The sequence below is a fragment of the Luteibacter sp. genome (assembly GCF_035539195.1).
Taxonomy (GTDB): domain Bacteria; phylum Pseudomonadota; class Gammaproteobacteria; order Xanthomonadales; family Rhodanobacteraceae; genus Luteibacter.
On the sequence record NZ_DATLIW010000024.1, the window covers coordinates 1 to 10204 of the forward strand.

Annotated in this window: 9 protein-coding genes; 4 read left to right on the plus strand and 5 right to left on the minus strand. The window is 65.6% G+C overall.

Going from position 1 to position 10204, the window contains the following annotated elements:
* Positions 1–254: 254 nt before the first annotated feature.
* Positions 255–485: a CPXCG motif-containing cysteine-rich protein gene (locus VM621_RS06740; RefSeq protein WP_414674503.1), complete on the minus strand. Its 231-nt coding sequence runs from the start codon at positions 483–485 to the stop codon at positions 255–257.
* Between the two features lie 56 nt (positions 486–541).
* On the opposite strand from VM621_RS06740, the gene VM621_RS06745 reads away from it, so the two are divergent.
* The 4 genes from VM621_RS06745 to msrB all read left to right on the plus strand — a co-directional run bounded on the left by VM621_RS06745 (position 542) and on the right by msrB (position 3299).
* Positions 542–1264, plus strand: a complete 723-nt coding sequence (locus tag VM621_RS06745; RefSeq protein WP_325468203.1) for an HAD family hydrolase — start codon at positions 542–544, stop codon at positions 1262–1264.
* Between the two features lie 73 nt (positions 1265–1337).
* Positions 1338–2285, plus strand: coding sequence for a YihY/virulence factor BrkB family protein (locus VM621_RS06750; protein ID WP_325468204.1), 948 nt, complete (start codon positions 1338–1340; stop codon positions 2283–2285).
* Positions 2282–2626, plus strand: coding sequence for a glycine zipper 2TM domain-containing protein (locus VM621_RS06755; protein WP_325468205.1), 345 nt, complete (start codon positions 2282–2284; stop codon positions 2624–2626). Before VM621_RS06750 ends, VM621_RS06755 begins: the two co-directional genes overlap by 4 nt.
* Positions 2627–2708: 82 nt before the next feature.
* The gene (gene msrB, locus VM621_RS06760) at positions 2709–3299 is read left to right on the plus strand and encodes a peptide-methionine (R)-S-oxide reductase MsrB (RefSeq protein WP_325468206.1); all 591 of its coding nucleotides are present in this window, start codon (positions 2709–2711) and stop codon (positions 3297–3299) included.
* Between the two features lie 331 nt (positions 3300–3630).
* Here msrB and VM621_RS06765 read toward each other — a convergent pair whose 3' ends face one another.
* The 4 genes from VM621_RS06765 to VM621_RS06780 form a co-directional block, all read right to left on the minus strand.
* A complete protein-coding gene (locus VM621_RS06765; RefSeq protein ID WP_325468207.1) occupies positions 3631–5139 on the minus strand; it encodes an efflux transporter outer membrane subunit in 1509 nt (502 codons plus the stop codon).
* Positions 5136–8252 (minus strand): CusA/CzcA family heavy metal efflux RND transporter, encoded by a 3117-nt coding sequence (locus VM621_RS06770; RefSeq protein ID WP_325468208.1) that lies wholly within the window; start codon positions 8250–8252, stop codon positions 5136–5138. The genes VM621_RS06765 and VM621_RS06770 overlap by 4 nt, the downstream gene beginning before the upstream one ends.
* Complete coding sequence (locus tag VM621_RS06775; protein WP_325468209.1) at positions 8249–9370, minus strand: efflux RND transporter periplasmic adaptor subunit; 1122 nt, start codon at positions 9368–9370, stop codon at positions 8249–8251. The genes VM621_RS06770 and VM621_RS06775 overlap by 4 nt, the downstream gene beginning before the upstream one ends.
* A gap of 114 nt (positions 9371–9484) precedes the next feature.
* A complete protein-coding gene (locus tag VM621_RS06780; RefSeq protein WP_325468210.1) occupies positions 9485–9667 on the minus strand; it encodes a hypothetical protein in 183 nt (60 codons plus the stop codon).
* Between the last annotated feature and the right edge of the window lie 537 nt (positions 9668–10204).

The window sequence follows — 10204 nt, forward strand, 5'->3', positions numbered from 1 at the left end:
CTTCGGTGCCCACCCTCGAGGCGAGTTCCGCACAAGTGAGCGGCCGCAGGCCATATAAGACACGCCGCGAAGCGGCCTTCCGCACCGAACGCGGAGGACCTGTCTGAGCAGCGAGGGTGGGCACCGAAGGCTCTGCGCCGCAACGTCCCAGCCCGCTGCCGCGGCATCAGCCGCTGATAACACGCACTCGCGAAGCGAGTGAACCTATGCCTTCAGCGCCCCCGGAAGTTTGCGTCGAACCATTTTTGATCCGATCACCCGTCGTTCTCCGCCGAAGCCGTCAGATCGAAACTCTCGTCGCCCTCGTCCACGACCAGGCGCATCACGATCGGCCGGCAGCACACCTGGCAATCCTCGATATACGTTTGGCTACCGCCCGAGGTATCGACGGCGACTTCGATGGTCTCGCCGCAATAGGGGCAGGCGATGTCGGTGAATTCGTAGCCGGGCATATCGGTGCGTGCTCTGAGTAGGAGCCGGTTCATCGGCGATAGGTGCTCGCGCTATCCTACCCCACTGCCAATACCCGGATCTTGTACCCATGATCGACCTGGTCGGCTTCGACGGCGATGACACGCTCTGGCACAGCCAGGAGTTCTACGATCGCGCACAAGATGAATTCGAGGCCATCCTCGGCCGCTATATCGATCTCGAACGCGAGGGCCTGCGCGAGGCGCTGCTGAACACCGAGCGCGCCAATATCAAGCTGTTCGGCTATGGCGCCAAGGGCATGACCCTGTCGATGATCGAGTCGGCGATCGAACTCACCGAAGGCCGTGTCGAGGCTCGCGACATCCACCGCATCGTGCGCCTGGGCAAGGATGTCCTCGCCCATCCGGTCGAGCTGCTCCCCGGTATCCGCGCCGCGGTCGAAGCCGTGGCCCGCGAACATCGTGTGGTGCTCATCACCAAGGGCGACCTCTTCCACCAGGAATACAAAGTCGCCCGCTGCGGCCTCGCCGATGTCTTCCACCGCATCGAGATCGTCTCCGAGAAGGATCCGGCGGCCTATGCACGTCTTTTCCGCGAGTTCGACGTGACACCGGAGCGTTTCGCCATGGTCGGCAACTCGTTGCGCTCGGACATCGCGCCGGTGGTCGACTTGGGCGGATGGGGCGTGTACATGCCGTACCACAGCACCTGGTCGTACGAGACGGATACCGATTTCGCCTTTAACGAGAGGGTGATCGAGGTGAAGGGGGCCGAGGGCATTCCTGCCGCTATCAGCCGGATGCACGGCACGTCCGTCCCGCCCGCGCCGTAGTCGCCCCACATCCACGCGATTTTCGCGTGCATCCCACGAAGCTGCGTTGGCCGGCGTACAACGGAGATCACCTGTGGATTCGAGGCTCAAACTGGGCGTGACCGTCGTCCGCACGACCGCCAAGGGGTTCAGTGACGACGAACTGATGACCCGTGCCGCGGCCCTGGCCTTCTACTCGGCGTTGTCCTTCGCACCCCTGCTGGTGCTGCTGCTGTGGGTGGTGGCCTCGTTGCGCCCCGAATGGCAGGCCCAGCTCATCGACAGCCTCAACGGCCTGGTCGGCGAGCGAGCCTCCGAGGCCGTCCGACTGGTCATCGAGAATGCCAAGCAGAAGCCCAGCGTGGGCAGCATGGCCGGCGTGATCGGTCTGGGCGTGACCCTGGTGGGTGCCTCGGCAGTCTTCGCCCAGCTCCAGGGCGCGCTCAATCGCGTGTGGAGCCTGCAGCCACGCCCCGGCAAGGCCACGCACGCCATCCTCGGCTGGTTGCGCGCCCGCCTGCACGCGCTCGGCCTGCTGCTATCGCTCGCCTTCCTGCTGGTCATCTCGTTTTCGGCCAGCGCGATGATCGCCGTGTTCGTGCGCGGCGGCACGGCGGGCTGGCATGTGCTGGAGACGGTGATCTCGTTCGGCGTGTTCGTACTCATCTTCGGCGCCATCTACAAGGTGCTGCCGGATGCGGTCATCGAATGGCGCGACGCGATGATCGGCGCCAGCCTCACCGCCCTGCTCTTCGTCGTCGGCAAGTTCGCCATCGGCATCTATCTCGAACGCAGCAACGTCGGCGGACCCTATGGCCCAGCCGGCGGCGTGGTCGTCCTGCTGGTCTGGGTCTACTACTCGGCCCTGATCCTGCTGCTCGGCGCCGAATTGACCGAGGCCGTAGCCGAAGCCCGTGGCACGCCGATTAAACCGCGGCCATACGCCATGTCGATCAAGGCGACCGAAAGGCCGCCTGTTGACCCATCCGTCACGGCACCGGCGGTATCCCTGAAGGCCACCGAAAAGGAGGACCTGCCATGAAGACCCATCTGCTCGCCGCCACGGCGTTCGTGCTCGCTACCGGAGCCGCCGTGAGCGCCCCGCCGGCCCAGGCACAGCACCGCAGCCAGCACCAGGTATGCCGTGACGTCGAGACCAAACAGATTCACTCCCGCGACGACAACCGCCTGATCGGTACCGGCGTCGGCGCGGTGGCTGGCGGCCTTCTGGGCCACCAGGTGGGCGGCGGCAAGGGCAAGACCCTGGCCACCGTGGGTGGCGCTGTCGCGGGCGGCTACGTGGGCAACCAGGTGCAGAAGAACCATCAGGACAAGAACGCCACCTACCAGACGCACCGCGAATGCCACTGGGTGAACGATTGACCCGGTTGTAAGCCTTCGACCGGAAGTCCGGTCTCTAAGGGAAGGGCGCGACCTCGCGCCCTTCCTTGTTTACGGAGGCTCCATGCGCAGCACCGATCCCGATCGTCGCCGCTTCCTGGGTGTTTTCGCCGCGACTGCGGTCGCGTCGATTTCCCTGCCCTTCCTCCTCCGCGGCATGCGGCCCGTCATGGCCGCCGACGCGCCACCGGCAAAGGGCGGGAACGTCACCCTGGACGAGTTCGGCGCCAACAAGAAACTGATCGACACCCGTTCCGTGCCCCGCGTCGTCATGACCGAAGAGCAGTGGAAGGAGAAACTGAGCACGCAGGCGTACTACGTCACCCGCGAAGCGGGCACCGAGGCGCCCTACAGCGGCAAGGGCTATGACAGCCATGCCAATGGCCTGTATCGCTGCATCTGCTGCGACACGGCCCTGTACGACTCAGCGACCAAGTTCGATTCCGGTACCGGCTGGCCTAGCTTCTATCAGGCGATCTCGAAGAAGAACATCGTGCAGACCAGCGACAAGAGCCTGCTCGAGGAGCGCATCGCCGTGAGTTGCGCTCGCTGCGATGCGCATCTAGGGCACGTGTTCGACGACGGTCCGGACCCGACCGGGCTGCGTTACTGCATGAATGCCGTCGCGATGCACTTCGTGCCATACGCCGCATAACGCCCCTGTAGGAGCCGATTCATCGGCGATCGCCGCACATGATAGACAAGTCCTTTACGGCCCACCTCATTGGCCTTGGCGTTCATTTCGCTGACCGATGCTGACGCCGCGGCCGATTTGCCTAATCGCCGCTGAAGCGGCTCCCACATGGAGGGCTAGCCACATGGAGGGCTAGCCACATGGAGGGCAACCTGCATGGAGAGCAAGCTACATGGAGGGCAACCTGCATGGAGGGCTAGCCATATGGAGGGCAAGCTACATGGAGGGCAAGCCACATGCAGGGCAAGCTACGTGGAGGGCAACAGGGTGGCCCGGAGGCGGCCGGGCTGCGTTACTGCATGAATGCTGTGGTCATGCGCTTCGTTGCCGCCTTGGCGTGAGCGCCGGCTTCCGGAACGCCAACCTCCTCGGACCATCCGCCGCCGAGTGCCTGGAATAGAGCCGCCACGTCGGCCAACTGGTTACCCTCGGCCTGCACCTTCGCCAGGTCGGCTTGCTGGCAAGCGGCCTGGGTGAGTAGCAGCGACTGCATGCTCAGGTCGCCTGCGGCCAGTTGCGCCCGGGCGATGGCATAGCTGCGGGCACAGGATGCGCTGGATTGCCCGGTGGCGGCCACCGCGCTGGCGTCGGACTGCACGGCACGCAGCGCGTCGGCGACATTGCCGAAGGCGGTGAACACCGTGCTCCGATACACCGCCGCGTATTGCCGCTCGGTCGCTTCCGCCGCGCGTTGACGATGGGCCAGCGCACCGCCGTCGAAGAGCGGTGCGGCGAGGTTCCCGGCAAGGCTCCAAAGGCCCGTGCCCGCGGAGAACAGACGACTGATGCGATCCGCCGAACTACCGAGCGTCGCGTCGATCTGCACATCGGGCAGGCGCGCGGCCTCGGCCACGCCGATCTGCGCGGTGGCCGCATGCCATTGGGCCTGGGCGGCCAGGACATCCGGACGCCGCTCGAGCAGCCGCGCAGGAACGCTTACCGGCAGACTCGCCGGCAATGACAGTTGTTCCAGCGCAGGCAGCGGCAAGGTCGAGCTATCCGGGAAGGCACCGGTCAGGACGGCTACCGCATCCTCGGCCTGGCCGAGTGCTTTCTCGATCGGCGGAAGCGTCGACAGCGTCTGCGCCAGCGACGCTTGCTGGAGCAGCACATCCGCGTCGCCGGCGTCACCGGCATCACGACGGCGCTGCAGTATGGCCAGGCTGTCACGCTGCCCGGCGACCAGGCGCTGCGTGATGTCCCGCTGCTCACGCAACACGGCCGCATTCACCACCGCCGTACACAGATTGGCCACCAGCGTGACACGCGTCGCCTCCAGCTGGAAACGGGCGACGTCGCTCTGCGCCGCGAGCGCTTCCACCTGGCGACGGTTGCCGCCAAAGACATCCGGCGTGAAGCCGACATTCAACTGCGCGGTGTGCAGGCTATAGATGTAGGCACCGGAGGCCGGCACAGATGACAGCGTACCGGCGGTCTTCTGCCGGGTAGGCTGGAACGCCGCGCTCACCGACGGAAAGAACGCCGATCGCTGCGCCTCTACCATCTCCTGTGTCGCCGCCAGTGCCGCTTGCGCCGCCGCGATGTCCGGATGCCGTGCGAGCGCCCGTGCCACCAGGGCATCGAGTTCGGGCGAGCGGTAAGCCATCCACCATGCGGCGGGCGGCGCGGCGTGCGCGTCGAATGTCGGCCCTTCGTTCGCAGCCGTTACCGCCGGCGGCAGGAAGTGCTCCGGGTGGTCGTTCGCGGGCGGCCGGAAGTCGGGCCCCGCGGCGCAAGCCATCAGCGCGAGCGGCAAGGTGACCGTCAAGGCGCGGCGTATCAGGCAAGCCATCCGCTTCATGACGCACTCCCTTCGTTACCCACCCGTTGCGTGGCACGCCTGGTGGCCACACGCCGTTCGGCGGCTCGCTCCACGGCGAAGTACAGCGCGGGCAACACGAACAGGGTGAGCAGCGTCGCCACACCCAGGCCACCGACCACGACGGTGGCCAGCCCCCGTTGCACGTCCGTACCGATACCGGTGGCCAGTGCCGCCGGCAGCATCCCCGCGGTGGCTACCGTGGCCGTCATCAAGACGGGGCGGAATCGCTGGGTCGCCCCGGCGAGCACCGCGTCGGCGAGCGACGCCCCCTTCTCTCTCACACGATTGATGTTGGACACCATGATCACTCCGTTCTGCACGGCCACGCCGAACAGCGCGATGAAGCCGACCGCCGTGGCGATGTTCAATGTCTCACCGCGAAGCGTCACCGCCAGCAAGCCGCCCAGTGCGGCCAGCGGCACCACGCCCAGCACCAGTGCGGCCTGCCGCAGCTTGCCGAACTCCGCGAACAGGAAGATCGTCATGACCGCGAGAACCATCACCATGACCGCGACCAGCCGCGACTGCGCGCGCTGCTGGCTCTCGAATTGCCCGGCCCATTGCAGGTGGTAGGCCGACGTGTCGAAACGTATCTTCTCGGCAATCTGGCGGTCCGCGTCGGCGAGGTATTGCGACAAGGCACGGCCGCGCGTATCGATACGGACGATCAGGTTGCGCTGGCCCATCTCGTGCGCGATCGTCGCCTCGCCCGAACGGGTCACGATCCTGGTGACCATCGACAGGGGAATCTGCGCACCGGCGCTGCTGGTGAGCGTCAGCTCGCCCAATCGGCCGGGGCTGCTGACGATCTCTCGCGGAACACGCGCGGTGATGTTGTAGATGCGGTCATCCACGTAGGCCTGCGAGATCGGCGCCCCACCGACGGCATCCTGCACGAGGTTGCTGATGTCGCTGACACTGATGCCATAGCGGGCGGCGGCCTCGCGATCGACCTCGATCGCCACCTGGGCCGTTGGCGGCTCCTCGAAGATCGACGCGTCGGCCGTGCCGTCGACCTGGTGCAGTACATCCACCACCGCGTTGCCGATACGGCGTAGCTCCTTGAAGTCCGTGCCATAGATGCGCAGCACCAGCGGACTATGGGCACCACCGAGCTTGTCGTTCTCGCCGTCGACGATGGGCTGGCTGATACCCGCGCTGATGCCAGGAAGGGTGCGCAAGCGCGCATCGAGTTTGGCGACGAAGTCCTGCTTGGTCTCACCGGCAGGCCAGGTGTCGTACGGCGTCAGGCCAACACCGGACTCGATGTGCGACGGCGTCCATGGGTCGCTGCCGTCGTCGTTGCGCCCCAGCTGGGTGACGACATAGGAGACCTCGGGAAAGGACCGCACGGCCGCCCGATAGTCGTTGGCCATGCTGCTGGCCTTTTCCAGCGACAGGCCGGACGGCAACTGCACCTGCACCCACAGGGCACCCTCGTCGAGATCCGGCAGGAACTCACGCCCCACCGTCGTCCCGAGCAGGACCACCGCCAGGACCGTCGCGCCCGCCACGCCCCAGGCGATGGGCGGACGGCCAAGCAACCGCGTCAGGCCACGGCCGTACGCCATCTGCAAACGCTCCAGAGGACGGTTGTGGAATACCTTTCGCGGACGGCGCAAGGCGAGATAGGCCAGGCCAGGGATGAGCACGAGCGTGGCGACGAGCGCACCCAGCAGCGCGAAACCCACGGTCCACGCCATCGGTGCGAACAGCCGGCCTTCGGCATGCTCGAAGGCCAGGAGCGGCGCATACGCGGTCATGATGATCAGCGTGGCGAAGAAGATCGGACGCGCCACCTTGCCCGCCGCCTCGAGGACGACATCGCCGGAAAGCACCTGCAGGGGCATCGCCTCGCGACGGCGCACGATGGTCTCCGTCACCACGATCGCGCCATCCACGATGACGCCGAAATCGATCGCGCCCAGGGAGAACAGGTTCGCCGGCATATGGAACGCATGCATGAGGACGAAGACCACGGCCAGGGCGAACGGAATGGTCACCGCCGCTACCAGGGCACTGCGCGGGCTGCCCAGAAACAGGATGAGGACCAGGCATACCAGTCCGATGCCTTCGAGCACCGTGTGCTTGACCTTCTCGACCGTCGCGTTCACCAGCACGTCGCGATCGATGTAGGGAACGATCTTCACATCCTGCGCGGCAAGCGTCGCGTTGAGCTCGTCGACCTTGGCATGAATGCCCTGCAGGACGCGCGACGCGTTCTCGTGCAAGAGCATGTCGACAATACCTTCGATCGCATCGGGATTGTTGTCCTTGCCGAGGATGCCTTCGCGGGTCTGGTGCCCATAGGTAATCGTACCCAGGTCGCGCAGGAACACCGGCACGCCCTTCTTCTGCGTCACCACGATGGCACCCATGTCGCCCAGCGACCGCACCAGGCCCACGCCACGGATGACGTACGACTGTTCGCCGCGGCTCACCCGGCCGCCGCCGGCGTTGGCGTTGTTACTGGCGATAGCGGTAATGATGTCGTTGACGCCGATACCGAAGCGCAGCAACGCCGAGGGGTCGATGTCGAGGCGGTACTCCTTGGTGAAGCCGCCAAAGTTGTCCACCTCGGCGACACCCGGCACTTTCTTCAGGGCGGGAATCACCAGCCACTTCTGCAGGTCGGAGAGTTGCATGAGATTCTTCGACGGCGACTCGAGCGTATACCGGTAGATCTCGCCCGCCGGTCCACTGACCGCATCCAGCCCGGCGGTGACGCCCGGCGGCAAGGTGACCGCCTCGATGTGTTCGCGTATGCGCGAGCGCACCCAGTAGTCCTCGCTGCTCTCGTCGAACGTCAGTGTGATCAGTGACAGGCCAAAGGTACTGCTCGACCGCATGCTGGCCAGATGCGGCACACCGGCAAGGGCACGTTCCAGCGGCGTGGTGATCTGCTGCTCGACTTCCTCGGCGGCCAGGCCCGGCGCCTGGGTGGTCACTTGCGCGGTGACGTCGCTGAGTTCGGGATAGGCCTCGACGGCAAGCTGCGTGGACGCGTAATAGCCGTAAACGCCCACCAGCAACATCACGGCGGCAACGACCCCGCGCCTGTGGAAACAAAAACGCATCAGGCGCGCAATCATTGCAGGAGCACTCCGCCTCGAACGACGACACGCTCGTTCACGGCAAGGCCGTGAAGCACCTGGGTAACGCTGCCATTGTCACTGCCGATATCGATATCGCGTCGTTCGAACGTCCATGGCCCACGTTCGACGAAGACGCTGACACGGTCGTTGTCCATGATCAGCGCCGTCTGCGGCACCACCACGCCAGGCGCACCCGCCTGCTGCAACGAGACGGTCGCGAACATGTTCGGCTTCAGACGCTCGTCCGGATTGTCCAGCGAAATACGCGCCTTGATCCGACGGGTGTCGTTATCCAGCACGGCACTGATCGAGCCGACGCTGCCCACGCGCTGCATGCCCGGATAGGCGCTGAGCGAGATGCGGGCCGCGTCGCCCACCGACACCATGGCCGCCGCGTCCTCGGGCACGTTGGCGGTGGCCCATACACGATCCAGGTTGGTCACGGTCATCAAGGGCGCGGTCACGTCGTTCACAGTCGACCCCGCGGCGATGCTCAGCGACGTGATCGAGCCATCGAACGGCGCCGTCAGGACGAGTTCGTGGCTGCGCGAAGGCGCCCCGCCACCGCCCTGCAAGGCAGCCAGGCGGATGCGCGAACGCGCCTGCTCGGCCTCGGCCTGGGCAAGTGCGCTGCGCGCGGCTTCGACGTCCTTGCTGGCGTTGCCACCCGCACCCTGGACGGCGATGGCACGATCGAGCTGGCGCCGTGCGAGGTCGCTCGCATCGCTGGCGCGAGCGTTGTCGGCGTAAGCCTGCGCGCCGTCACCGGAAAGAATTCGGGCCAGTACCTGGCCTTTATGCACGTGGTCGCCCAGGCCGACATCCAGGGCGACGACGCGCCCGATCGCCGGCGAGACGATGGTCGACGAACGCGCCGGATCACCTTCGATGATCGCCGGGTACATGGCCGTCGTCGCGCCCCCGCTGGCAGTCACGGCGTCGACGCGTATCTCGCGGCGGAGGGGAGACTCCGCGGGCAAATGAACCAGCCCGTGGCTGACGGTGAAGGCAGGCACCTCGGCCACCGCGTTTGCCGCGGGTGCGCGAGAGCAACCATCGACGAAGAGGGCCGGCAAGAGAATCGCCGGCAAGACAATCAAGCGAAATGCTTTCATGGAACGTCCTTGCATGAGACGTCGAACGGCAACGTGCCGCGTTGCGACACGTGCCGAATGCTAGTGAGGAAAGGTGACAGTGGATGTCTGACCGGCACCGTGTTTGCGCTGGCGTCAGTCCGACCCGGACCAGTAGCTGCGAAGCTGTCCGGACGATGCGTCGCGTCGCCAGACACAGTGCAATCCGCTGCGACGCAGGCCATCGCTGCGCGCGGGAACACGCGCAGGCAGGACGTCACGCACGGCGGTGCCGACGGCCGCGGGAAGCGAAAAAAGGGAAAATACGATCTTGAACATGGCACACCTCCAGCCCGCGGCCGGAGGTGAGCGAGTTATCCGTGACGGAACTCGCCCACGCCTTGCGCGCGGACATTCACGTTGAGGGCGATCACAAACGCGGTGTCCGCGATCGCCTGTCGACTCGGATAACTATCCATGGATTCCACTTGGGGGAAGACCGACCACATGATCGGCGGGCGGATCGTACGCCTCCGGCGAAGAAGCCGTCAACATAAAAACGCGTAAAGAAACGCGAGCGCCCTCAAAGACTTTCGCGAGGCTTTCATGAGCGATGTCGCTGGAAGAAAACTTCCTCGTGGGTTACCTGTGCCGAGCGCTCTGCATGTCCGGCAATCTTGCGCACCGCGCATCTCGCATATGGCTCGCCTTCGGCCTCGCGGGGCTCGGCTGCGCCATCGCTTTGTACACTTGGGCGTTTCGCGGGGAGACCTTGGCGCCCTGAAGTGGTCAAGTATTTCTAGACACCCGATAGGGCGTTTTTCGGACCGACAGCATTTCGTGGATGGCTGGCGGGATCTGTCCGTTGGCCGCATG

Bases quoted from the DNA above. Each gene is read 5' to 3' on its own strand.
- VM621_RS06740 (WP_414674503.1), bottom strand. From the start codon at position 485: ATGAACCGGCTCCTACTCAGAGCACGCACCGATATGCCCGGCTACGAA.
- VM621_RS06745 (WP_325468203.1), top strand. From the start codon at position 542: ATGATCGACCTGGTCGGCTTCGACGGCGATGACACGCTCTGGCACAGC.
- VM621_RS06755 (WP_325468205.1), top strand. From the start codon at position 2,282: ATGAAGACCCATCTGCTCGCCGCCACGGCGTTCGTGCTCGCTACCGGA.
- msrB (WP_325468206.1), top strand. From the start codon at position 2,709: ATGCGCAGCACCGATCCCGATCGTCGCCGCTTCCTGGGTGTTTTCGCC.
- VM621_RS06765 (WP_325468207.1), bottom strand. From the start codon at position 5,139: ATGAAGCGGATGGCTTGCCTGATACGCCGCGCCTTGACGGTCACCTTG.
- VM621_RS06770 (WP_325468208.1), bottom strand. From the start codon at position 8,252: ATGATTGCGCGCCTGATGCGTTTTTGTTTCCACAGGCGCGGGGTCGTT.
- VM621_RS06775 (WP_325468209.1), bottom strand. From the start codon at position 9,370: ATGAAAGCATTTCGCTTGATTGTCTTGCCGGCGATTCTCTTGCCGGCC.
- VM621_RS06780 (WP_325468210.1), bottom strand. From the start codon at position 9,667: ATGTTCAAGATCGTATTTTCCCTTTTTTCGCTTCCCGCGGCCGTCGGC.